Genomic DNA, 22,208 nt, shown 5'->3' on the forward strand with positions numbered 1-22,208 from the left:
GCGCGGCCGCCAGCCGCGGCTGGAGCAGCATCCCCAGGCCGAAGAAGCGGTTCCAGTAGAGGAGGGTCTCCACGTACTCGCCCGCCGCGCCGCCGCCCGTGCGCTGCCTCCAGGTGCTCACCGCGAGGAAGAGGATCATCGCGAGCGCGAAGTAGCTCCCCTCACTCCAGCGGCCGAGCCGGGGCGCGGCGAACTTCCGGAACAGCCACGCCAGCAGCGTGCACCCCATCAGCGCGTGCATGAACCAGAAGATGGAGTAGGGAGGGAGCCACGCGGTGGGCAGCCGCTGGAGCAGCTGCACCCAGGACTCCAGGCCGTGGGGCCTGCCGCGCCGCAGCTCCTGCATCGCGAACAGCGCGGGCGCCCACACCAGCATGGGGACCAGCAGCTTGGTCACCTTTTTGCGAAGGAACTCGCTCAGCCCGAGATCCGAGCGCCCGAAGGCCGCCACCGCCACCCCCGAGCCCATCAACATCACCGCCATGTTGAAGCTGTGGACCAGCTCCACCGCAATCCGGAGATCGGCCCGGCCCGGAGCGAAGAGCTGCCGCACACCGTGCACCGCGTCAACGCCCAGCACATGCACCACCACCACGAGCAGGATGCCAACGCCGCGCATGAAGAACAGATCATCGGAGAGCGTCTTGGAGTCTTTCCGGCTGTTGAGCATGGGGAACCCCTTGTAGGACCAATCATCTCGGAAAACGCGAAAGAATTCCAAGCCCTTCAAGAACTTAGATTCCAGCGCTACTGGAATCTGGAGGAGTGGGGTTCCTGTTCAAAGGACTCGGCGTGGAGTCAGATGGCCACCGTGCGTCAGCGGCTGCTCTCCATCTTCGGCGGCTCGGTCGGCAACCTCATCGAGTGGTACGACTTCTACATCTACTCGGCCTTCTCGCTGTACTTCGCGAAGGCGTTCTTCCCGAGCGATAACCCCCTGGTTCAACAGCTGAATTCGGCGGCGGTCTTCGCGCTGGGCTTTCTGATCAGGCCGATCGGCGGCTGGATCATGGGCCTGTACGCGGATCTGCGCGGGCGGCGGGCGGCGCTGTCGCTGTCGGTGTTTGTCATGTGCCTGGGCTCGCTCGTCATCGCCCTGTGTCCCACCTACGAGCGGATCGGCGTACTGGCGCCGGGCGTGCTGCTGGTGGCGCGGCTGCTGCAAGGGCTCTCGCTCGGAGGCGAGTACGGCACCAGCGCCACGTACCTGAGCGAGGTCGCCACGTCGCGGCATCGCGGCTTCTACAGCTCCTTCCAGTACGTCACGCTGATCATGGGCCAGCTCCTGGCGACGGTGACGTTGCTGGTGCTGCAGCGGTTGCTGCTCACCGGTGAGCAGCTGGAGGCGTGGGGCTGGCGCATCCCCTTTCTGTGCGGCGCCGCGCTGGCGGTGGCGGGCTTCTTCCTGCGCCGCCACATGATGGAGACGGAGGCCTTCCAGGCGGAGGCGGCGAAGCCGAAGGAGCAGCGGCCAATGCGCGAGCTGCTGCGCCACCCGAAGGAGCTCTCCCTGGTGGCCGGGCTGACCATGGGCGGCACGCTCGCCTTCTACACGTACACCGTCTACATGCAGAAGTTCCTGGTGAACTCGGTGGGGCTGACGAGGGATCAGTCCACGCAGATCTCGGTCTCGTCCCTGTTCCTCTACATGCTGCTGCAGCCGGTGTTCGGGCTGCTGTCGGACAAGATCGGCCGCAGGCCCGTGCTGATGGGGTTCGGCGTGCTGGGGACGCTGGGCACCGTGCCGCTGCTGACGGCGCTCACCCATGCGCGGGATGCCTTCACGGCGTTCCTGCTGGTGATGGCGGGGCTGATCATCGTCTCGGGCTACACGTCCATCAACGCGGTGGTGAAGGCCGAGCTGTTCCCGGCGAGCATCCGCGCCCTGGGGGTGGGGCTGCCCTATGCGCTGACGGTGTCGCTGTTCGGCGGGACGGCCGAGTACGTGGGCACGTGGCTCAAGCTGAAGGGCCACGAGCCGTGGTTCTTCTGGTACGTGACGGGCTGCATCTTCTGCTCGCTGCTCGTGTACACCCTCATGAGGGACACGCGGCAACACCACCGCTTCGACTGAGTTGTCTTGGACTAGGATTCGGCCCGAGCGCTTCAAGGGAGGGCACATGCACCGTCGGCTTTCATTGGGACTTGCTTCGCTGCTGCTCATGGGTTGGCTGGGAGCGGGTTGTGGTGGGAAGGAACAACCTCCCCCCGTGTCCAATGAACCCCCGGTGCTCACCGGGCCCACCGTGGAGAAATCAGAGGTGAGCGCTGGCGCTCCGGTTCCGCTGGCGCTCGACGCCGCGGATCTGGAGGCCGACTCGCTCACCTATACCTGGACGCAGATCCCCGCCTCCCCGGCGGGCACCTTCAGCAGCGCCTCCGAGGCTCGGCCGACATGGACGGCACCGCAGGTGACGCAGGACACGGACTTCCAGCTCGCAATCACCGTCACCAACAGCCGGGGCGAGACGGCCCAGGGCGCGGTCACGATGCGGGTGCACCCACCTTCCAATCAGGCCCCCAGCCTGAGCGAGGGCCCTAGCGTCTCTTCCGCGTCGGTGACGGACTCCGAGCCTGTGAAGCTCTCCGTCTCCGCGACGGATGCGGACCATGATCCGCTCTTCTTCTCATGGACCCAGGAGCCCGCCTTGCCCGCGGGCTCCTTCAACCTCCCCGCCACGCCCACCCCCGTCTGGACGCCCCCGCTCGTGAGCAGCCCTCAGCGCTTCACGCTCAAGGTGGTGATCTCGGATGGGAGGGGCGGCACCGTACAGGGCCAGGTGGACGTGGAGGTGGCGCCGACTCCTCCCGCCAACCGCCCGCCTGTGTTCACCGCGGGGCCCTCGGCCCAGAGCGGTACCGTGAGATCGCAGCAGTTCGTCGGGGTCTCCGCCAGCGCGTCGGATGAGGACGGCGACACGCTCACCTACGCGTGGACGCAGGAGCCCGCCTCTCCCGCGGGCACCTTCAACAACGCGTCCAGCTCCAACACGCTGTGGACAGCGCCCCAGGTCACGGAGGATACGCGCTTCGTCCTTCATGTCACCGTCTCGGACGGGAAGGGGGGCTCGGTCAGCGGCTCCGTCCAGATCATCGTGCTCGCCCCGGTCTACGGGCCGAAGACTTCCGTGACGGCGCAGGGGTGCACCTTCACCGTCGACGCCGTGCCGCAGGCCGGCAAGCTGCCGCCGTTCTATGACTATGTCGTCACCCGGCAAGCGTCCTCGAGCTGTCCCTACGGCGCCGCCACCACCACCGTGTCCTCGTCGTACACCTCGGACGTCGCCATCACGGGCAATACCCTGGGCATCGCCGTCGCCTACACGCAGAAGGGCACTCCGAGCGGCTCGGCCGCCGTCTCCGTGGGCATCGTGCAACTCGCCCCAGATACCCTGAGCACGGTGAAGAGAACGGGGCTGAGCTGTGGCCCCACCCTCGGTAACGTCTACTTCAGCAACCTGTTCATCCCGGATGGCACCACGCTCCAGGTCGATGGCACCAAGGGCTGTGTCATCTATGGAGGCGGGGAGACGGGCAGCGGCTCCAACTACCACGCGTCCTACGCGGACTTCTTCACCGCCACGAATCCGCCCTCCATCGTGGCCTACTGAGGCAGGGGCCGGCTCCGTGAGGGGACCTTCCTCTCACGGGGCGCTGCCCGAGGTGAGCTTCAGGCCGATGATGGACGTGAGCAGCAGCGCCAGGAAGAACAGCCGCGCCGGCGTCACCTGCTCATGGAAGAGCACGATGCCCAGCACCGCCGCGCCCAGCGCTCCGATTCCCACCCACACCGCGTAGGCCGTGCCGATGGGCAGGCTCCGGGCCGCCAGCGATAGCAGCACCATGCTGCCGATGATGGCCAGCGCCGTGAGCACGGTAGGCAGCGGCCGGGTGAAGCCCTCGGTGTACTTCAGGCCGATGGCCCAGCAGACCTCCAGCAGCCCCGCGATGATCAGCAGCACCCATGGCATGACGCGCTCCCCTCTACCAGGAGTGCGGCGGGCCCGCGATTCATTCGGTGGGTGAGGCCACGCGCGCAGCGGCCTCTCCGAAGAGCTCCCAGTACAGCGCCTCGCGGTCCTTCACCGCGCCGCTGTGCTCGACGGTGCCCCAGCGCTCGCTCCAGTACTGGAGCCAGCCGAAGTAGCGCGCCTTGAGCGCTCGGCCCTCCTCCTGCCGCTCCGGCCATAAGTCGTGCCGCTCGCCGGGATCCGCCGCCAGATCATAGAGGCGCTCGTCCGCGGGCTTCATCCCCGTGGGCGCCACGTACATGTACTTGAGGTTGCCTCGCACCACCGCGCCGCGCATGCTCGCCACGTCCAGGTGGCTGATGAGGTACGCCGTGTTCGAGGCGTGCTCGTGGAACACGGAGCTGCCCGCGTTCAGCACCGGCCGCGAGTCCCCCGCCAGCCACGCCAGCGTGGCCGCCACGTCCTTCTGCTGCACCACCCGCTCGTCCCTCTCGCCGTGGAAGAGGCGCGGGTTGATGAACACCAGCGGGATGTGCACCGACATCTCGAAGAGCCGATCGCCATGCGCCGTGCCCGCCTCGGGGTGCTCGCGGAAGGCCTCGCCATGGTCCGCCACCAGGACGATCACCGTGCGCTCGAAGAGCCCGCGCCGCTTCAGCAGCTCCACCAGATCTCCGATGACGAGATCCTGATAGGCCACCGCGTCCTTGTAGGCCTCGAAGGAGTTGGGCGGGTGCGCGTTCCCCATCTCCTTGGGGAACTGGTAGGGCAGGTGCGTGTGGTGCGGCCAGAGGACGGCGCCGAAGCGCTTCTCGGGAGCCCCGTCCAGGAAGCGATCCAACGCCTTCACCAGCGTGCGATCATTCACGGGCGAGTCCAGCTCGGCCAGCTCCTTGGCCCACGAGTAGTACGCGAAGCCTCGCTTGGTCAGAAAGCCGGGCTCGCCCATGAAGGGCACCTCGTTGTGGCCGAGGAAGGCGTTGCGCATGCCGAGCGCCGCCCACCGCTCGCCCACCGAGTCCAGGGGGATGTCCGGGAACTTCACGCCCGCGGTCTCCCAGTACGGCGAGGGGTAGATGCCGAACAGCAGCGACTCCAGGCCCTTGGTGCTGAGCGGCTCGTGCGCGTAGGCGCGGGTGAAGACGGCCGAGTGGGGCTCGAGCTCCGCCAGGTGCGGCATGGGCGGGGCCCCGGGCGAGGGCCAGAAGACGCTGGCGCGCACCGACTCCAGCACCACCACCACCACGTTGAAGTCCCGGGGCGCCGAGCCCAGCGCCTGCCAGCGCGGATCCAGCTTCGTCGAGGGCCCCCAGTCCTCGGGCACTGGCTGGCCTCGGGGCACCTGGCCGATCCGCTCGGGCAGGCTGTTCACCAGCAGCAGCGTGAGCGGCGAGTGGGCCGCCGCGGGGAAGGCCAGCGGGTAGCGCACGAGCCGGTACACGCCCCCCGCCGCCACCAGCATGAGCACCCACAGCAGCACGCGCAGGCGCAGGGCGGGGCGCTGGCGCTCCACCGAGTTCTCACGGGCGAAGAGCAGCGAGAGCCCCAGCGGCACTATCAGCGCCGCGATCATCACCGGCTCGAGGTAGCCCCGGGCCATGCGGCCCAGCTCCGGCAGCGACAGGCCCGAGAGCTGAAAGCCCTTGGCGTAGGTGTTGATGACCATGAACACCTGGGTGCCCGCCAGGTTCAGCCACAGCAGCGCGAGCAGCCCCGCCCGCGCCACCCAGCGGGCCACCGCTCCGCCCCGCGCGAGCCGGCACAGCAGCAGCAGCGCGAGCACCTCGAAGCAGAGCGAGGACACGAAGAGCTGCACCACGCCGATCGCGCCCGTGGGATCTCTGCGCCACCCCGCCAGCAGCTCCTTCACCGAGAAGCCCACGCCGTCGGACGCATACACCACGCCGCGCAGGGCGAGCAGGAACAGCGCCACCCCGAGCAGCACCCAGCTGGAGGATTTTCGGTTGTCGCGCCACGCTCCGGCCTTGGGCGCCTCCAAGGTAAACAGCGGCTTCATTTCAGCCGCTCCCAGAGGCTGGCCCAGCTCCTGGCGGGGTTGGCGAGGTGCACGCCGGCCTTGTACTCGGTGGCCATGTTGTCGTCGGTGATGAGCCGCAGGTCCGTGCTGGCTCGCAGCGCGTCCCCCTGATCCGTCAGCGGCATGTGCACCATGCTCTGCAGGGCCTGCTCCGCCTTCGGGTTGCCGGGGGAGAAGACGGGCTGGCCGTGGTGGGTGAAGGCGCGCAGGGCCTGCTCCTTCTCGGCCTCGGAGCGTTCGAGCGGGGTGTCGCTGCCCGCGGCGCTGTTGTGCACCATCACCACGTGCCGGAACACCTGGGCCAGCGTGTACTGCACCTCCGGAGCGCCCGTGGTGTTCACCAGCACCGCGCCGCCCGGGTTGAGGTGGCGCTTGCAGAGCTGGAAGAACTCCTCGGACAGCAGGTTGGTGCTGTGGCTGCGCCAGTTGAACGTGGTGTTCATCACGATGAAGTCGAAGCGCTCGTCCGGGTTGCGCACCAGCCACCGGCGCCCATCGTCGATGTGGATGCGCACCCGCGGGTTCTCCAGGAGCGGCGCGTGCTCGGGGTAGTGGCGGATGACGTCCAGGTAGCCGGGGTTGATCTCCACTGCCTCGAGCCGCTCGATGGCCGGGTGCTCGGCGAGCACCTGCGCCCACGAGCCGCTCGCCAGCCCGATGACGAGCACCCGCTTGGGAGCGCTGTGCAGCGCCGGCACCATGTACGCGCGCTGGATGCCGTTGACGTTGCTCACCGGATCCAGGTTGAAGGCGCCGTCGTACACGCCGCCGCCGAAGATGGTGTCATCACCGCTCGGGCCGCCCACGGCCACGGTGCCGCTGCGCGTCTCCACCAGGAACCGGTAGGGCTTGGCGGCGGTGAACTCCTCCTTGAAGTGCAGTCGCTCCAGGATGAACTGGTACTGCTCCTGGTGGGAGACGGCGATGACGCCGGCCAGGCCCGCCACCGCGGCGAGGAAGCCCGCGCGGCTGCGTCCAGGAGCCGGGAGGGTGAAGACCGTTGCCGCCGCCGCCACCAGGGCCACCGCCGTCACCGCCAGGATGATGGTGGGCAGCGGGAAGAGGTCCATCAGCACGAAGGTGGTGAGCAGCGGGCCGAGGATGCAGCCCAGGATGTTGAAGAGATAGAGGCGAGACAGGGACACGCCCACCTCGCCGCCGGCGCGGATGCCGTAGTGGCACAGCAGCGGGAAGAGCAGCCCGCCCGGGAAGCCCACCAGCGCCACGGAGAAGTACGCGTACGCGGTGCCCACGTTCTCGCCCAGCTGGAACATGCGGGCGGTGGCGGGCAGGGTGAAGTAGCCGAGCACCGCCGAGGCGAGGAACAGCGAGCCCAGCACCAGGGCTGGAGACAGCCGCTGGCTCTTGGACACGCGCTCGGCGCACAGCGAGCCGATGGCCAGGCCCGTGAGGAAGCAGGCCAGCAGGTACGCGAAGGCGCTCGGGGCGCCGCCGGTGCCGTAGGAGATGATGCGGTACCAGAGGATCTCCTGGCTCAGGGCGATGTAGCCGGCGACCAGGGACAGCAGCAGGGCGACGAAGGGCTTCACGCGCTGGCCCTCTGGTTCTCGGAGGCGGACAGCTCCAGCGGCGGGCCCATGCCCGGGGAGGAGCCCCCTCCGCGCGAGGACAGGGCGCGCATGTACCGCCAGGCGAGCGCTCCCACCGTGATGTTGAGCGCCGCGGCGCAGAGCACGGCCGACTGCTGGCCGCCGAGCACGAAGAGCACCGAGGCGGTGAGGTAGCTGGAGGCGGCCGAGCCCAGGGTGTTGACGAAGTAGAGCAGGCCCACGGTGCGGCCCACGTGCTGGAAGTGCTGGTGGAGGTGGGCCACGAGGATGGGCAGCGTGGCTCCCATCATCAACGTGGGCACCGCGAGCAGCCCGGAGATGACGAGCGCGGTGACAGGTAGCGAGTTGTGCACCATGACGGCGCCGGCTCCGCGGATGAGCGGCAGGCTGATGATGCCGAAGCAGCCCACCACCACCTCACAGAGGAGGAACAGGCGCGGCAGGGCCTGGGGGTAGCGCTTCGACAGCGAGCCGCCCAGCACCGAGCCCACCCCGAGGCCGAACATGAAGATGGTGACCACCAGGGTGACGGACTCGATGTTGACGCCGAAGGAGGCGAACAGCACGCGCTGCCAGGTGACCTGGTAGACGAGCGCGGCCATCCCCGAGAGGAAGAAGAGGAAGCCCAGCCACCCGGTGGAGCCCATCAGCCGCGGACGCGCCGTGGGCTCCGAGCGCAGCACCAGCGCGAGGTTCAGCCCGAGGAACAGGAGCGTGAGCGCCAGCGGCATGACGGGCCCAGGCAGGCGCAGGCCGGTAGCACCCACCGCGGTGAGCAGGAAGACGAGCCACGTGGCCGGGTGCCAGGTGTGCAGTGTGGCTCGCGCCGACGGCTCCGTGACGAAGCGCTCCAGCAGGCTGCGCACCAGCCGCTGGCCGAGCGCGAAGAGCCCGGCGCCCACCCCGGCTCCCAGGGCGAGCTGAAGCCAGAGCTCCTGGTGAGAGGGCGGATTGAAGATCCGCTCGGCGAGGCGGTTGAGCTGTATGGAGGCCCCAGTCCCCAGCCCAGCCAGGGGCGCGAGGAGCCAGCTCCAGGAGCCCGGGCGCGGAGAGTTCCGCTCGGTGGCTGTCATGGATCAGAAGTCTCAGGGGGGATGTGCCGCTTGTAAAGGCGACGCCTCCCTGGCTGCCCACTCTCCAAGGCCTGATCTTCCCCGCTGCTCCGGACTGGCTGTCGCGCGGGGCCCGCCTTCGAGGGGATGGAGCCGTCCGAACTCTCAGGTGACTGAGCGCTCATACTTGACGCGTCGGGGGCCATACCGAGATTCAAGGGGAGGGCCCCCATGAGATGGACAAATGCGGAACCGGCAGGCTGGCCCGACCTCGCGATCCCGAAGTGGGAAGAGAGCGCTCGCACCCTTCAGCTCTGGATGCAGGTCGTGGGGAAGACGCGGCTGATGCTGTCCCCGATGATGAATCACTGGTGGCAGGTGCCGATGTACCTCACGGCGCGCGGGCTCGGCACCTCACCGATCCCCTATGGCTGGCGTGCTTTCGAGGTGGAGTTCGATCTCATCGCCCATCGGCTCGAGATTCGTGCCAGCGACGGCGCCAGAGAGGGATTTCCACTCGTCGACGGCGGGACCGTGGCCGACTTCCATGCGCGGTACTTCGAGGGCCTGCGGCGTATTGGGGTTGAAGTGTCCATCTACCCACTCGCCGTCGAGATTGTTGAGACGATCTGTCTGGATCGCGATCAGACGGTTCGCCGCTACGACGCGGAGTGGGCGACGCGGTTCTTCACCGCATGCGTTCAAGCGGACCGCCTGCTGAAGGAGTTCCGCGGGAAATTCCTCGGCAAGGCAAGCCCGGTGCACTTCTTCTGGGGAGGTTTCGACATGGCGGTGACGCGCTTCTCCGGAAGGCGTGCTCCTCGCCATCCTGGCGGTGTGCCGCATTGTCCCGACTGGGTGATGCATGAGGCCTACTCACACGAGGTGAGCAGCGCGGGCTTCTGGCCTGGGAGCCCGGACTCCCCGAAGGTTGTTTTCTACTCCTACGCCTATCCGGAGCCCGACGGGTACGCCACGGCGCCGGTGTTGCCGCAATCGGCGTACTACGATCCCACGTTCAAGGAGTTCATGCTTCCGTACGAGGCGGTCCGCGCGGCCTCATCCCCGGACAAGGAGGTCAGGGTGTTCCTCGAGACCACCTATCTGGCGGCGGCAGAGCTCGGCCACTGGAGCCGGCGCGAACTCGAGAGGCCAGCCCTCGGAGCGCCTCCTCAGTGGGAGGAGGGTGGGGATGTACACGTGTGAGGGTATGCTCCCTCTCGCCTGACTTCCGAGCGGGCGGGCCCCAGGGCCGAAGGAGCCTCCATGGTGACGGCGACGCACGCGGCGAACACACGCGCCACTCCTGAACGCACCGCCCAGGTGCTGTTCGATCCGGAGACTCTTCCTCTTCAATCGCCGGGCGCTCGGGTCCTGAGCGTCGAGCCCTCCTGGCCCGCTCAGGGTTCGAAGATGACCTTCAAGGTGATGGGCGCCACCGTGGAGGCCCGCGTCTCCGAGCACCGGCTGCCCGAGTCCTTGACGCTCGTCATCCAGAGCAGCGCCGCCGCCACCACCGTGCGCCATCGCTTCGAGCGGCTGCCCGATGGCGGAACACGGCTGGAGAAGACCATCGAGATGGGAGATGGCTTCTTCAATCGCGTGATGATGGCGCTCTTCCTGCGCCGCCAGCTCCGGGGAGAAGTGGAGCGCGGCGTGAAGGTGGCCGACGAGCGCGCCTCGCCGTAGGGGAGCGCCTCCTACGGATCGCGGTGCACCGTGTCCATGGAGAAGGCCGGGAGGCAGATGGCGATGTACTCGGCGCCCTCGGCATCCGGGGTGCTGTAGCGGACCCACTCGCCCGGCTCGCACACCACCGCCTGGCCGGCCTTCACGTCGAGCGCGCCGCCCTTGTGCTCCACGTGCAGCCGGCCCTTGATCACCACGGTGATTTCCCGGAACTCGGGCGTCTGTCCGGGCTCGACCCAGCCGCTCGGGCTGCGCATGTGGGCCACGCTAAGCTCGGAGGTCTTCGAGTTCACCCGGCCCACGTACTCGTCGATCAGCTTCGGCTTGTTGCCCGCGGCCGCGACGCGGGTGGGGGCGGGGATGAGGGTCGGCATGGTTCGCTCCTCGGGAGTTCGGAAGGGGGGAGGGCAGCGAAGCTATCAGCGCGGCTCGCTCCGGGTGGGGCCAAACGTTCGCGAGAGGACGCCTGGGACGGCTGGAGTCTCCTGCCGTTCATGACGCAGCGGGGTTCCGCGTGGTGCCCCCCATGCCTGCGTGCCACCATCCGCGCCGCATATGGCCACCTACCCCGAGTCGGCTCGTGAGGCGGTGCACCAGCTCCGTGAGCTCGCGGAGGCCCTGGCTGTGCCCGAGCGGCGAGCCCCCGCGCTGGCCGAGCTGCGCGCGCTGGCGGAGCTGTGCCGAGGTAAACCCGAGGGCGCCCCGCTGCGGCTCGTCACCGTGATGGCGGCGGTAGGCTCGATGCAGGAGCGGCTGGAGCTGTTGCTGCCGCCCTCCATCTTCGCCCCGGAGGAGTGGGCGTACACCTTCCTCGAGGGCCTGCTGAAGGTTCCCCTGGACGAGTACGACGGCAAGGGGCTGGTGGAGGTGGGCACGGGCTCGGGGTGGATCTGCATCGCGCTGGCGAAGTTCACCGGGCTGTCGCGCATCCGCGGAGTGGACCTGAATCCCCACTCGCCCTCGGTGGCCACCTGCAACGCGTGGCTCAACGGGGACGAGCGGATGGTGGCGCGGCTCTCCTTCGGCGAGAGCGACCTGCTGCGCGGACTGCCCGAGGGCTCGGCATGGGACTTCGTGGTGGGCTGCATCCCGCAGGTGCTGCGCACGGAGGGGCTGCCCGAGGCCCCCGCCGAGGCGGACACGCAGGAGCTGTATGATCTGTCCAACTACACCGCGCTGCAGAACGTGTACGAGGACCACTTTGGCCTGGGGCTCATTGCGCGGCTGTTGGACGAGGCGCCCGAGCACCTGGCGCCGGGAGGGCGGCTGCTGCTGAACCTGGCGGGCCGGCCGGGGCGGCCCATCATCGAGCGCATGTTCACCCGGCGGGGTTTCAGCACGCAGGTCCGGGTGGCGCGGCGGGTGATGCAGGCGGCGGACACGGACATCCGCCCGCTGGTGGCCCTGGAGCAGCGCACGCAGCGCGAGTTCGAGTTCTTCATGGAGGCCCACAGCGCCGAGCCGCTCCGGGCCGCCACGGCGCTCGGCTGGCTCCAGGCGGGCCACCCCATCTGGCACGAGGTGGCGGTGTGGGAGGCGAGGCTGGCGCTGCCTCGAGAGACCTTGGCCCTGCGGGCCGCGCTCCGGGCGCTGGGAGCGTCGAAGCTCTCGGAGGAGCTGGATCTGGGCGCGGTGTCCCAGGAGCAGCTCGACTTCGTGGCCGCGCTGGCCGAGCGGCTGGCGCGCGCTCCGACGATGCCGTACGCGCAAGAGGCCGGGGACGCGCCCTTCCGCCAGCTCGTGGCCCGCTACCTGGAGCGCTTCTTCGAGCTGCGCCTTCCAGAGGAGGCCATCTTCGTGGCTCCCGAGCGCGAGCAGGCCGTCTACTCGCTGCTGCTGGCGCTGTGCGATCCTGGCGACGGGGTGCTGGTGTCTCGCCACCTGCTGCCGGTGTACGAGCGCGCGCTGGAGCGGTCCGGAGTTCGGACCACGGTGACACACAGCACGCTGGCGGAGATCCTCCAACTGCTGGGCGCGTTCGACGTGAAGGTGGTGTTCCTCTCGGTGATGCCGGGCGAGCGCAGCAACATGGCCGTGCTGCGGGAGATCGTCGCCGAGGCGGCCCGGCGGGGCATCTGGGTGGTGCTGGACGAGAGCGCCTTCTTCCACATCACCAGCGAGGTGGAGCCGTTCACGCTCTTCGAGTTCCTCGCCCGCGAGCCGTTGCCTCCCAACCTGGTGGTGCTCTACGGCCTGATCAAGAACGCGGTGTGGCCGGACCTGGAGTTGACGCTGCTGCTGCCCGTGCCCGAGCCGCTGCGGGGAGACCTGGAGGTGGCGGCGGAGGTGACGTACTCGCGCATCGCCACGCTGGCGCAGGACTTCTACACGCGCACCTTCGAGGAGCTGCTGACGTTCCGCATCTCGTTCGCGGAGCCGGAGCGGCCTCCGGCGAGCCGAGCCCCGGCGGTGCCGTTGCCGCGCTCGGAGCGTATCAAGCGCCTGACGGGCTTCCCCGCCTTCGCGCCCAAGGTGTTCCGCGAGGGAGACCCCGAGCTGGTGCGGCTGGACTACGGCGAGAACGAGGGGCCCATGCCCCAACCGCTCATCGAGGGGCTCATCGCCGCGCTCTCAGCCCCGCGCGAGGCGCAGAGGCCGCACGGGCTGGCCGAGGCCGTCACCGGCTTCCTGCTGGAGACCCGGGCGGCGCGGTACTCGCCGGAGGACATCGTGCTCGGCCAGGGCGTGTGGCCCCTGGTGCACCACCTGGGAGTGGCGCTGCGGAAGCGACTCGGGCGGGCGCCGCGCGTCTTCATCGCCACGCCCTGCTACGGCGTGCTGCCGCCCACATGGGTGGCGGCTGGGTGCGAGGTAGAGCTGGGGCCGGTGGTGGCGCTCCAGACGCGGAGGGGGCCGGGCGGGCCGGATGTGGCGGTCATCTCCCAGCCATCGAATCCCTCGGGCTGCTACTTCTCGCACGAGGAGCTGGTGGCGCTGGCCACCTGGGCGGTGGATCAGCGCGCGCTGCTGGTGTCGGACGAGATCTTCGGGCTGGTGAACCTGACCAACCCCACGGCGGAGACGGTGCACAGCCCGGTGACGCTGGAGCAGGTAGTGCCCGGAGTCGGAGCGCGCACGGTGGTGCTGGGAGGGCTCTCCAAGGAGTTCGCCGCGGGAGGGCTGCGTCTGGGCTGGCTGGCGACGCGGGACCGGGGACTGGCCACGGCCCTGCGCGAGAGCGGCCTGGTGTCACCCAACCTAGCGACGGCCCGGGCCGCGGCGTGGCTCTATGCCGCGTATGCACGCAGCCCGGAGGGACGGCTGCTCTACCCAGCGCGCCACCGGGCCGTGCGGGAGTTCCTCGTGCGGATGCGGCGGGAGCTGGCGGAGAAGCGGGCGCTCATCGCGGAGGCGCTGCCGGGGGACGGCAGCTCCGATACCAGCGCGGCGGGGGGCCTCTTCCTCGCGCCGCGCGTGGACTCCTGGCTCGGCAAGCAGGTGGAGGGAGAGCGCCTCACCGTGGAGAACCTCCCGCGCGTGGTGTACGCGCACACGCACGTGGTGCTCAACGGCGGCCAGTGGTGCGGAGATCCAGAGCGGGTCCGCGTGGTGTTCTCCATCCCGAAGGACAAGCTGGAGCGGGCCCGCGAGCGGCTCCGGGCCTTCGCCGCCCGGCTCGGGGAACCTGTGGCGTGAGCGGCGAGGCGACAGTGTCCAGCGCTGGATTGTCTGCTGACCCCAGGGTCCCATGGCGAGCCCCAGCCTCAATGCGGAGCATGCCACCCCGACCGAGGGAGCGGACCCATCGCTCCCTGTCTGGCTGCGGGCCGCGCGCCCGGGGGGCTTCGTTCCATGATGAACCTTCTCGACCTGCCGCGTCAGGCGCTGTTCGATTTGCAGGCGCGGCTGCGCCACCACCCCCTCCTCAACACGCTGCGGCACGTGCTCCCGGACAGCCTGACGCTGTCGAGCCCCGCGCCGCATGATCCGACGCTCGCGGATCCAGAGCGCGTGGAGGCCTACCGCAAGGCTATCGGGCGCTACGTGCGGCCCGGGCAGGTGGTGATGGACGTAGGCACGGGGACGGGGCTGCGCACGCTCCTGGCGGCCCACCGCGCTCCACGCCGGCTGTACGCGGTGGATCCCTCTCGCCACCTGGACACGGCCCGGTGGGTGGCCCGCCGCCACGGGCTCTCCAATGTCATCGACTTCGTCCGCGAGGACAGCCGGCGCTTCACGCCTCCCGAGAAGAAGGTGGATGTGATCCTCCACGAGCAGATGGGGCCAGCGCTCTTCGAGAGCGGGCTGGTGTCGCAGCTCGTGGCGCTCCGGGAGCGGCTGCTGCGGCCCGGGGGGCGGATCCTCCCCCACCGCTTCGAGCTGTTCATCGAGCCCGTCCAGCTCCGGGACGAGGCGTGCCTGCCCTTCATCTGGAGCCAGCGCCTGCCCAGCGTGGACTTCAGCTGCCTGCAGACGCTGCGCGAGGCCATGAGCCCCTCGTACTTCACGCGGTTCATCCGCTCGTACGAGGTGTCACACCTGTTGTGCGAGCCGGAGCCCGTGCTCACCTTCGACCTGGAGACGGTGAAGCCCGGGGAGCTGCCCCGCCAGTTCCACTACACGCGGCCGGTGCGGCGCGAGGGGCGGCTGGATGGCTTCTGTGTCTTCTACCGGGCGGCCTTCGACGAGGACACGGCCTTCTCCTCCTCGCCCCTGCGCGCGCAGAACCCGGCGCCGCTGATGCTGCTGCGCGTGGACTCGCGGGAGTTCTCCCGCGAGCGCGCGGTGAGCCTGGAGCTGGAGCTGCCCGAGCTGGAGGATGTGAGCTCCTGGCGCTGGCGCTTCGACTGACGAGGATTAGCTTCCTCGGGCCGATGCCACGCTCACTCCTCGTCCTCTTCGTCCTGGGCTGGACGTTCTCCGCCATGGCCCAGGCTCCTGCTCGCACGCCTCGCACCCTCTCGGGCGGGGTGTGCGGGACGACCAACTGGGTCTGTGTCGCCGAATGCATTGATGCGTCCTGCGTCGATCAGTGCCTGCGCGAAGGGTGCGAGGAGGCGCTCGGGCGGCTCCGGGCCTGCACCGACAAGGCGGGGTGTGCACCGGAGGACACCGCGTGCTCGGCGCGCCTGTGTGGGGGCACGTGCCAGAAGGCCTTCGAGCCGGCGCCGAAGAGTCCTGAGAAGGAGAAGCCCGAGCCCTGCGCGGGCTTCCAGGCCGAGGGCGGCAAGGCGCCGGAGAAGCTGGTGGGGCGCTGGGAGTTGTCGGCGGCCACCCTCACGGCCGAGCCCAAGGAGAACCCCACCGAGCTGGAGCCCAAGCCGCGCTCGGACTACGCGAGGACGCTCGTGGTGACGCCCGAGGGCTGCTTCCAGATGTCCACGGCCTTGCAGGAGGCCACGCTGGGGCGGAGCAACTCCCTGGAGGTGCGCTCCTGGGGCTCGCTCATGGCCGTGGACAAGGACAAGGTGGTGCTGCGGACGAAGGACGGGCAGGCGGCGGGGCATGTATGTGGCAAGCCTCGGGTCTTCGGCCTGTCGAAGGGGAAGTTCCAAGGGCCGCGCTACCGCTTCACCGTGGAGGAGGACACGCTCACCCTCATCATGGATGACGCCACGAAGCGCACCTTCCAGTTCCAGCGCGCCAAGCCCGGAGACGCCCAGGGCCCGACGACGAAGAAGTAGGTGAGCCGTCTCCAGGCCACTTCCCAAGCCGGTCTGCTCCGGGGACGGCCCGCGCCGTGTTGAGGTACTACAGGCGTGGCGATGGAACGGTTAGCGAGTGTGGATGCGGCGTGGCTCCGGATGGAGGAGCCCACCAACCTGATGATGATCACCGCGGTGCTCTGGTTCGACGAGCCCCCGGACTGGGAGCGGCTGAAGGCGGTGCTGCGCGAGCGGCTGGTGGAGCGCTTCCCTCGCTTCCGGCAGCGGCTGGTGGAGCCCGGGGGGCTGCTCGCGGCGCCGTACTGGGAGGAGGACCCCGCGTTCGAGCTGGAGGCTCACCTGGGCCACGCCGTGGTGCCTCCGCCGGGAGACCGCGACGCGCTGGAGGCGCTGGTGAGCCAGTGGATGAGCACTCCGCTGGAGCGCTCGCGCCCGCTCTGGCAGTTCCACCTGGTGGATGGCTTCGGCCAGGGAGGAGCGCTGCTGGTTCGCATCCACCACACCCTCGCGGATGGCATGGCCCTGGCGCGGGTGCTGCTGTCGCTCATGGACGAGTCCGCGGAGGAGCACTTCACGCCGGAGCCTCCTCTCCAGGAGGGGCCCTCGACGCCGGGCTGGATGAAGTGGGTGCGAGGGGCCCGGGCGGTGGCGTCGGGCACACGCGCGGCGTGGAAGCGCGGCGCGGAGCTGATCTCCGAGCCCATCCAGGTGGGCGACCTGGTGCGCGGGGGGGCTCGCGGGGCGGCCGCGCTGAGCCGGCTGGCGTTGATGCCCTCGGATCCGCCCACGGTGTTCCGAGGCCCGCTGGGGACCGTGAAGCGCGCGGCCTGGTCGGACCCCATCCCGCTCGAAGAGGTGAAGGCGCTGGGCCGCGCCATGGAGAGCACGATCAACGACGTGCTGCTCGCCGCGCTCACGGGGGCGCTGCGCCGCTACCAGGAGGAGCGGGGCGGGCCGGTGGAGGATCTGCGCGCCTTCATCCCGGTGAACCTGCGGCCGCTGGACGCGCCCATTCCCCGCGAGCTGGGCAATCGGTTCGGGCTGGTGTTCCTGGATCTGCCGGTGAAGGAGGTGGAACCTCGCCGGCGGCTCCGGGAGCTGAAGCAGCGCATGGACGCGCTGAAGCGCTCCCCGGAGGCGGCGCTGACGTTCGGGATGCTGGGCATGGTGGGCCTGGCTCCGGCGGCGGTGGAGCGGGCGGCGGTGGAGGTGCTGGCCGCGAAGGGGACGCTGATCATGACGAACGTCCCCGGCCCTCGGCATCCGGTGTTCCTGGCGGGCACGAAGCTGGCGGGGTTGATGTTCTGGGTGCCGCAGTCGGGCAAGGTGGGGCTGGGCGTGAGCATCTTCAGCTACGCCGGGCAGGTGACGATGGGCGTCTCGGTGGACGCGGGGCTGGTGCCGGATCCCCACCGGCTGGTGATCGACTTCAAGGATGAGCTTCGGGCACTGGCTGCCACCGCGGGCTCGGCGCCTGCGTGAGCCCTGGCGGACACCGAGCCGGGTCAGCTCCCGGAGAGCGCGTCGTAGCCTTTGCCCTGGAACTCGAGCAGGCAGAGGCCGTGGCCGAACGGATCGGCCAGGATGGCGATGCGTCCCCACTCCTGCTGCTTGATGTCCTGCTCCAGCGTGGCCCCGTGCGCCTGGGCCCGCTGGACGGCGGCGTCGAGCCCCGTGACGACGAAGTCCAGGTGGACCGGCGTCCAGTGCCGGCGGTAGTCCCGTGGGGAGGCCCCAGCGGTGGCGAGGCTGCCAGCGGGCTTGGCGAGGATGTCGATGGGAGCCGAAGCGCCGAGCAACTCCGCGGCCTTTTCACCGAACCGGCGCCCGAGCTTCAACCCGAGGGCCTCGGTGTAGAAGGCGATTCCCTTGTCCAGGTCATCGACGTCGATGCAGACACGCAGCTCGATCATGACGCGCCGAGCGTGTCACACCAGCCCGTGCTCTTCGAGCTTGTTGTAGAGCGTGCGGCGGCTGATTCCGAGCAGCCGCGCGGCGAGCGTCCGGTTGTCTCCCGCTCGCTTCAACGCATCCAGCAGCGCCTGCCGCTCCGTCTCCCGGCGCTGGGACTCCAGCGTCTTCGGCTCGCTCCCCGTGGGCGGAGGCGAGGCCGCTGGAGCGAAAGGGCTCGCCGGCGCCACCTGCGCGGGCGTGGGCATCAGCCCCGGCTGCCTCGACAGCTCGCGCGCCACGTCCTCTCCCGTGAGGGTGGGCCCATCCGAGAGCACCACCAGGCGCTCCATGAAGTTCTGGAGCTGGCGCACGTTGCCAGGCCACGGCTGGGCTTGCAGCGCCTGGAGCCCGTCCGCCATCAGCGTGAAGGGCTGCCGCCCGTTGGCCTTGGCGTGCAGCTCCAGGAAGTGCCGGGCCAGCGGCTCGATGTCCTCCGGCCGCGCTCGCAGCGGCGGCAGCCACACCGGCACCACGTTGAGCCGGTAGAAGAGATCCTCCCGGAACTCTCCCTTCTTCACCATCTCCTCGAGCGGCCGGTGCGTGGCCGCCACGAAGCGCACGTCCACCTTCAACGTCTGCGTGCCGCCGAGCCGCTCGAACTCCCGCTCCTGCAACAGCCGCAGCAGCTTCACCTGCACGTGCGGGGTGATGTCGCCAATCTCGTCCAGGAAGAGCGTGCCCCCGTGCGCCAGCTCCACCCGCCCGGGCTTGCGCGTGGCCGCGCCCGTGAACGCGCCCTTCTCGTAGCCGAACAGCTCGCTCTCCAGCAGCGTCTCCGGCAGCGCCGCGCAGTGCAGCTTCACGAACGGGCCACCGTGGCGGGGACTGGCGTCGTGCACCACCTTCGCCGCCAGCTCCTTGCCCGTGCCGGACTCGCCGCGCAGCAGCACCGTCGCCGTGCCTCCCGCCGCCCGCGTCAGCAGCGTCTCCACCTCCGTCATCGCGGCGCCGCGGCCCACGAAGGCGCTCGTCTTCAGCGGGGAGCGCTCGGGCTCACCCTGTGCGCGCAGCAGCGCCTTGCGGATGGTGAAGAGGATCTCCTCCCGGTCGAACGGCTTGAGGATGAAGTCCGCCGCGCCCGCCTTCATGGCCTCCACCGCCATGGGCACCGTGCCGTGCGCCGTAATGAGCACCACCGGCACGTCCGCGTAGGCGCGCGTCACCTCGGCCAGCAGCTCCAGGCCGCTCATGCCCGGCATCCGCACGTCGCTCACCACCACGTCGATGGGCTTCTGCCCCAACACGGCCAGCGCCTCCGTGCCGCTCTTGGTGGTGTGCACCGTGAGCCCCGCCTGGGCCAGTAGCGCGCCGAGCACCTTGGCCACCGCGGGATCATCGTCCACCAGCAATACGCTTCCCTTCAGGGACTCGGCCACGGTGCTCCTTCTTCTGGGGCGCTGAGGCCCTCGGGCGCCCCGTGCACGGGCAGGCGCAGGCTCACGATGGTACCGCGCCCCTCCCGGCTCGTCAGCGCCACCTCCCCGCCGTGCGCCTCCACCACCCGCCGCACGAATGCCAGCCCCAAGCCGCTGCCCGAGGCCTTCGTGGTGAAGAACTCGTCAAAGGCCCGCTCGCGCGTGCGAGCGTCCATGCCCTCGCCCGAGTCCTCCACGCTCACCACCACCTCGGCTCCGTCCGAGTCTTCACGCTGAGTGCGGACCATGACGGTGCCACCCTGGGGCATGGCCTCGCAGGCGTTGCGCACCAGGTTCTCCAGCGCGTTGGCCAGCAAGTCATAGTCCCCCGCGCACGGGGGCAGCGCCGGCTGCAGCGCGCGCTCGAACTTCACGTTGGGGTAGCCGGCGAAGGCCTGGAGCGACAGCACGTCCTCCACCAGCCGGTTCATGTCCAGCGGCCGAGGCAGCGGCTCCACCCGCCCCAGTCGCTGGTAGGTGCTCACCACCCGGTCCAGCCGCTCCACCTGCTCCAGCAGCAGATCCAGGAACTCGCCCTTGTCGTCCCACGGGCGCCTCTGCGCGTGCTCCTCCTTGAGGAACTGCGCGGCGCCCTTGAGCGCGGCGATGGGGTTCTTCAAGTCATGCGCCATCTGCGCGGAGAAGCGGCCCAGGGTGGCCAGGCGCTCCAGGCGCTCGCGTTGGATGACGAAGGCGCTCACGCCCCGGCGCGCGGCGGTCAGCAGTGCGAAGGTGACGGCGGCGGTGCCCACCACCAGCGCGCCCTGCTCGGCGGCGAAGAGGCGGAAGACGATGAGGTAGGCCAGCACGCCGACCACCGCCAGCGTCACCGCGTACAGGGCCGTGCCGCTGGACAGGTCCTTGCCGAACAGGTGGAAGCGCAGGGCCACGGTGGCCATGACGGGCAGGCCCAGCAGGGTGCCCAGGGTGCCGAGCCGAGGCACATTCAGGTCCAGATCGGCCAGCAGGTTCGTGCCGGGTAGGGCCACCAGGAGCACCAGGCCCAGCAGGAGCAGGCCGGTGCGGATGCGCTCGTCCAGGCGGGAGGCGCGGCGCAGGTGTAGCAGCAGCAGCCCCCAGCCGGCGCCCAGCAGCAGGGTGACGAGCACCACCGTGAGGCGGGCGAAGGTCAGCGAGGTGGCGCGCACGGCCATCCACGGCGAGCCCAGGGCGGCCAGGGCCACGGCGGCGAAGAGGCCGAAGATGCCGTAGGTGGAGTAGATGACGACGGCGAAGCGGCGGCGCTGGCCGGTGAAGGCGAGGATGAAGTGCACCGTGCAGGGGGCCGTCATCACGGTGGCGCTGAGGGCGACGAGCCGCCAGCCCTCCTCGCTGGAGGCGGCGAAGGCGAAGTGGGCGAAGTTCCACGTGGACAGCGCGATGGACAGCAGCGAGAGGGGCAGGGCCAGGGGGCTCTTGCCCACGCGCGCCAGGGCCAGCCCCGCCAACGCGAGCTGTCCCGCGCACGCCGCCAGGCTCAGCCATGCCAGCTCGTTCATCCGCCCATCCCTCTCCGAGCCTGATGGACTCGGGGCTCACTCCTGTCAGGTCTACCACGGCCGCAGGACGGTCATCGACGGCAGCCACTCGTGTCCGGACGGTGAAGCCGTGCCCAGGCGATGGATCCATAGCCAGCGCCTATGGCCTGTCTGTAAGCGGTAAGATGGGGGCCTTCTCCCGGGAGGATTCCCTTGGCACATGGCGGCTTCGTCTCAACCTGGCTTCCGCTCCAGCAGGAGCACTCCACTGGCAAGGAGGCCCACTTCACCCTGCTGCGCGGGGACATTCACCGCGGCCCCATGTGGACGGATGACAACGGAGCCCCGGGAGATCTGCTCATGTCGCCCTGGCAGCAGCTGCCTCCGGGTGACTACACCGCCGTGCTGCAGCTCTTCTCTCCGCACAGCCAGAGAGTGCGGGTCGGGACGTTGCTTGCGGAGGACGAGGGCGGGCAGCGCCTGGCGGAACAGGCCGTGAGCACACGAGGGCAGGACCATGGCGACTGGCAGCGTGAGCTCATCGCCTTCCGCTTAGCGGCTCCTACCCGGGTCCGCGTCCGCTTCCGCTATGACCGCTCGGTGCCGCTGTGGTCGGGCACCCTCCACCTCACGCGCTCGGGGCCGAGGCCCCTCTACATCATCGGTCACAACCGCAACACCCCGGAGCAGGTGGAGCGCTCCCTGGAGAAAGGCGCCAACGCCATCGAGGGGGACTTCAGCTACCGCGAGGGCAAGCTGAGGGTCGCGGAGACACCGCCCTATCCGGGCTGGCTGGAGACCTCGGAACCCAGCGTCTGGCTGAGCTACCTCCAGGCGAGGAGGAGCCGCTGGGCGTTCCTCTACATCGACTGCAAGCTGGACAAGGTGCCCGGAGAGGACTTCTACCGCTACGGGCGAGAGCTCGGGGAGCTCATCCTGGCGGCGGGCATCGAGCCGCGCTCCTGCCTCTTCAGCGTGCCCGACCTGAGAGGCCGCGATCTCTTCCGAGGAATCGCCGACGCGGGGTTCGGGGCCTCGGCCACCGGCGTGGACGGGCTCCACCAGAGCCAGCCCCGGGAGGCCCCGCCGGACTTCTGGGCCAAGACAGCTCAGGAGTTCCGGCTCCCGTTCCTGGGACTGGGCCGGCCGAGCATCGACATCTCGACACCGCTCCCGCTGTGGTGGAATCCGCTGCGTGAGACGGTGGTGGCGCGGGATACGGCGAGTGGGTACCCGAAGAAGATCATCTTCTGGTCCCTTGATGACAAGGACGCCATGCGCAAGGTCCTGGATCTGGGGGTCGACGGCATCATCGTCGACCACGAGGATCGGCTCTGCCAGGTGCTGGAAGAGGAGCCCTACCGGCGGTTCTGCCGGCGAGCAGCGCCGAGCGATTGGGAGCCCCTGAAGGCGCACGGCATCGACGACTGAAACA

The 22,208-nt window shown here is 69.6% G+C and carries 18 protein-coding genes; 9 read left to right on the forward strand and 9 right to left on the reverse strand.

Translation table 11 applies throughout. The features are described from left to right. On the reverse strand, positions 1 to 670 hold a 670-nt coding region (locus ACJ8AT_RS23195; protein ID WP_407740002.1), incomplete at its 3' end, for an acyltransferase family protein. A gap of 132 nt (positions 671 to 802) precedes the next feature. Between ACJ8AT_RS23195 and ACJ8AT_RS23200 the strand changes: the two genes are divergently transcribed. Both ACJ8AT_RS23200 and ACJ8AT_RS23205 read left to right on the forward strand, forming a co-directional pair. Then, a complete protein-coding gene (locus tag ACJ8AT_RS23200) occupies positions 803 to 2,074 on the forward strand; it encodes an MFS transporter (protein ID WP_407740003.1) in 1,272 nt (423 codons plus the stop codon). 136 nt (positions 2,075 to 2,210) lie between these two features. Then, positions 2,211 to 3,611: an Ig-like domain-containing protein gene (locus ACJ8AT_RS23205; protein ID WP_407740004.1), complete on the forward strand. Its 1,401-nt coding sequence runs from the start codon at positions 2,211 to 2,213 to the stop codon at positions 3,609 to 3,611. Positions 3,612 to 3,644: 33 nt separating this feature from the next. Here the strand turns inward: ACJ8AT_RS23205 and sugE are convergent, their stop codons facing one another. The 4 genes from sugE to ACJ8AT_RS23225 are packed head-to-tail and all read right to left on the reverse strand — an operon-like array spanning position 3,645 to position 8,653. After that, positions 3,645 to 3,971, reverse strand: coding sequence for a quaternary ammonium compound efflux SMR transporter SugE (sugE, locus tag ACJ8AT_RS23210; protein WP_407740005.1), 327 nt, complete (start codon positions 3,969 to 3,971; stop codon positions 3,645 to 3,647). Positions 3,972 to 4,011: 40 nt separating this feature from the next. Beyond that, a complete protein-coding gene (locus ACJ8AT_RS23215; protein ID WP_407740006.1) occupies positions 4,012 to 5,988 on the reverse strand; it encodes a sulfatase-like hydrolase/transferase in 1,977 nt (658 codons plus the stop codon). Further along, positions 5,985 to 7,559, reverse strand: a complete 1,575-nt coding sequence (locus ACJ8AT_RS23220; RefSeq protein WP_407740007.1) for a spermidine synthase — start codon at positions 7,557 to 7,559, stop codon at positions 5,985 to 5,987. The genes ACJ8AT_RS23215 and ACJ8AT_RS23220 overlap by 4 nt, the downstream gene beginning before the upstream one ends. Then, entirely contained in the window at positions 7,556 to 8,653 is a 1,098-nt protein-coding gene (locus tag ACJ8AT_RS23225) for a hypothetical protein (RefSeq protein ID WP_407740008.1), read from the reverse strand. Before ACJ8AT_RS23225 ends, ACJ8AT_RS23220 begins: the two co-directional genes overlap by 4 nt. A 210-nt stretch (positions 8,654 to 8,863) precedes the next feature. On the opposite strand from ACJ8AT_RS23225, the gene ACJ8AT_RS23230 reads away from it, so the two are divergent. Then, positions 8,864 to 9,838: a DUF5996 family protein gene (locus ACJ8AT_RS23230; RefSeq protein WP_407740009.1), complete on the forward strand. Its 975-nt coding sequence runs from the start codon at positions 8,864 to 8,866 to the stop codon at positions 9,836 to 9,838. Between the two features lie 60 nt (positions 9,839 to 9,898). After that, positions 9,899 to 10,321, forward strand: coding sequence for an SRPBCC family protein (locus ACJ8AT_RS23235; protein WP_407740010.1), 423 nt, complete (start codon positions 9,899 to 9,901; stop codon positions 10,319 to 10,321). An 11-nt stretch (positions 10,322 to 10,332) separates the two neighbouring features. Here ACJ8AT_RS23235 and ACJ8AT_RS23240 read toward each other — a convergent pair whose 3' ends face one another. Next, positions 10,333 to 10,695 (reverse strand): cupin domain-containing protein, encoded by a 363-nt coding sequence (locus tag ACJ8AT_RS23240; RefSeq protein ID WP_407740011.1) that lies wholly within the window; start codon positions 10,693 to 10,695, stop codon positions 10,333 to 10,335. 181 nt (positions 10,696 to 10,876) lie between these two features. On the opposite strand from ACJ8AT_RS23240, the gene ACJ8AT_RS23245 reads away from it, so the two are divergent. The 4 genes from ACJ8AT_RS23245 (at position 10,877) to ACJ8AT_RS23260 (ending at position 17,409) form a co-directional block, all read left to right on the forward strand. Further along, the gene (locus tag ACJ8AT_RS23245) at positions 10,877 to 13,957 is read left to right on the forward strand and encodes an aminotransferase class I/II-fold pyridoxal phosphate-dependent enzyme (RefSeq protein WP_407740012.1); all 3,081 of its coding nucleotides are present in this window, start codon (positions 10,877 to 10,879) and stop codon (positions 13,955 to 13,957) included. Between the two features lie 156 nt (positions 13,958 to 14,113). Beyond that, the gene (locus ACJ8AT_RS23250) at positions 14,114 to 15,112 is read left to right on the forward strand and encodes a methyltransferase domain-containing protein (protein WP_407740013.1); all 999 of its coding nucleotides are present in this window, start codon (positions 14,114 to 14,116) and stop codon (positions 15,110 to 15,112) included. 23 nt (positions 15,113 to 15,135) lie between these two features. Beyond that, complete coding sequence (locus ACJ8AT_RS23255; protein WP_407740014.1) at positions 15,136 to 15,945, forward strand: hypothetical protein; 810 nt, start codon at positions 15,136 to 15,138, stop codon at positions 15,943 to 15,945. Between the two features lie 81 nt (positions 15,946 to 16,026). Further along, the gene (locus ACJ8AT_RS23260; protein ID WP_407740015.1) at positions 16,027 to 17,409 is read left to right on the forward strand and encodes a WS/DGAT/MGAT family O-acyltransferase; all 1,383 of its coding nucleotides are present in this window, start codon (positions 16,027 to 16,029) and stop codon (positions 17,407 to 17,409) included. A gap of 23 nt (positions 17,410 to 17,432) precedes the next feature. On the opposite strand, the gene ACJ8AT_RS23265 is transcribed toward ACJ8AT_RS23260, so the two are convergent. The 3 genes from ACJ8AT_RS23265 to ACJ8AT_RS23275 are packed head-to-tail and all read right to left on the reverse strand — an operon-like array spanning position 17,433 to position 20,794. Next, complete coding sequence (locus ACJ8AT_RS23265; RefSeq protein ID WP_407740016.1) at positions 17,433 to 17,840, reverse strand: VOC family protein; 408 nt, start codon at positions 17,838 to 17,840, stop codon at positions 17,433 to 17,435. Between the two features lie 15 nt (positions 17,841 to 17,855). Continuing rightward, complete coding sequence (locus ACJ8AT_RS23270; RefSeq protein ID WP_407740017.1) at positions 17,856 to 19,256, reverse strand: sigma-54-dependent transcriptional regulator; 1,401 nt, start codon at positions 19,254 to 19,256, stop codon at positions 17,856 to 17,858. Then, the gene (locus tag ACJ8AT_RS23275) at positions 19,241 to 20,794 is read right to left on the reverse strand and encodes a sensor histidine kinase (protein ID WP_407740018.1); all 1,554 of its coding nucleotides are present in this window, start codon (positions 20,792 to 20,794) and stop codon (positions 19,241 to 19,243) included. The genes ACJ8AT_RS23270 and ACJ8AT_RS23275 overlap by 16 nt, the downstream gene beginning before the upstream one ends. A 192-nt stretch (positions 20,795 to 20,986) precedes the next feature. On the opposite strand from ACJ8AT_RS23275, the gene ACJ8AT_RS23280 reads away from it, so the two are divergent. Further along, positions 20,987 to 22,204: a hypothetical protein gene (locus ACJ8AT_RS23280; RefSeq protein WP_407740020.1), complete on the forward strand. Its 1,218-nt coding sequence runs from the start codon at positions 20,987 to 20,989 to the stop codon at positions 22,202 to 22,204. The last annotated feature ends 4 nt before the right edge of the window (positions 22,205 to 22,208 follow it).

Source organism: Hyalangium sp., from assembly GCF_045802625.1.
In the GTDB taxonomy this organism is placed as follows: domain Bacteria; phylum Myxococcota; class Myxococcia; order Myxococcales; family Myxococcaceae; genus Hyalangium.

Excerpts from the sequence above, each read along its gene's own strand:
- ACJ8AT_RS23200 (WP_407740003.1), top strand. The coding sequence starts at position 803 with ATGGCCACCGTGCGTCAGCGGCTGCTCTCCATCTTCGGCGGCTCGGTC.
- sugE (WP_407740005.1), bottom strand. The coding sequence starts at position 3,971 with ATGCCATGGGTGCTGCTGATCATCGCGGGGCTGCTGGAGGTCTGCTGG.
- ACJ8AT_RS23215 (WP_407740006.1), bottom strand. The coding sequence starts at position 5,988 with ATGAAGCCGCTGTTTACCTTGGAGGCGCCCAAGGCCGGAGCGTGGCGC.
- ACJ8AT_RS23225 (WP_407740008.1), bottom strand. The coding sequence starts at position 8,653 with ATGACAGCCACCGAGCGGAACTCTCCGCGCCCGGGCTCCTGGAGCTGG.
- ACJ8AT_RS23230 (WP_407740009.1), top strand. The coding sequence starts at position 8,864 with ATGAGATGGACAAATGCGGAACCGGCAGGCTGGCCCGACCTCGCGATC.
- ACJ8AT_RS23235 (WP_407740010.1), top strand. The coding sequence starts at position 9,899 with ATGGTGACGGCGACGCACGCGGCGAACACACGCGCCACTCCTGAACGC.
- ACJ8AT_RS23240 (WP_407740011.1), bottom strand. The coding sequence starts at position 10,695 with ATGCCGACCCTCATCCCCGCCCCCACCCGCGTCGCGGCCGCGGGCAAC.
- ACJ8AT_RS23245 (WP_407740012.1), top strand. The coding sequence starts at position 10,877 with ATGGCCACCTACCCCGAGTCGGCTCGTGAGGCGGTGCACCAGCTCCGT.
- ACJ8AT_RS23250 (WP_407740013.1), top strand. The coding sequence starts at position 14,114 with ATGATGAACCTTCTCGACCTGCCGCGTCAGGCGCTGTTCGATTTGCAG.
- ACJ8AT_RS23255 (WP_407740014.1), top strand. The coding sequence starts at position 15,136 with ATGCCACGCTCACTCCTCGTCCTCTTCGTCCTGGGCTGGACGTTCTCC.
- ACJ8AT_RS23260 (WP_407740015.1), top strand. The coding sequence starts at position 16,027 with ATGGAACGGTTAGCGAGTGTGGATGCGGCGTGGCTCCGGATGGAGGAG.
- ACJ8AT_RS23265 (WP_407740016.1), bottom strand. The coding sequence starts at position 17,840 with ATGATCGAGCTGCGTGTCTGCATCGACGTCGATGACCTGGACAAGGGA.
- ACJ8AT_RS23275 (WP_407740018.1), bottom strand. The coding sequence starts at position 20,794 with ATGAACGAGCTGGCATGGCTGAGCCTGGCGGCGTGCGCGGGACAGCTC.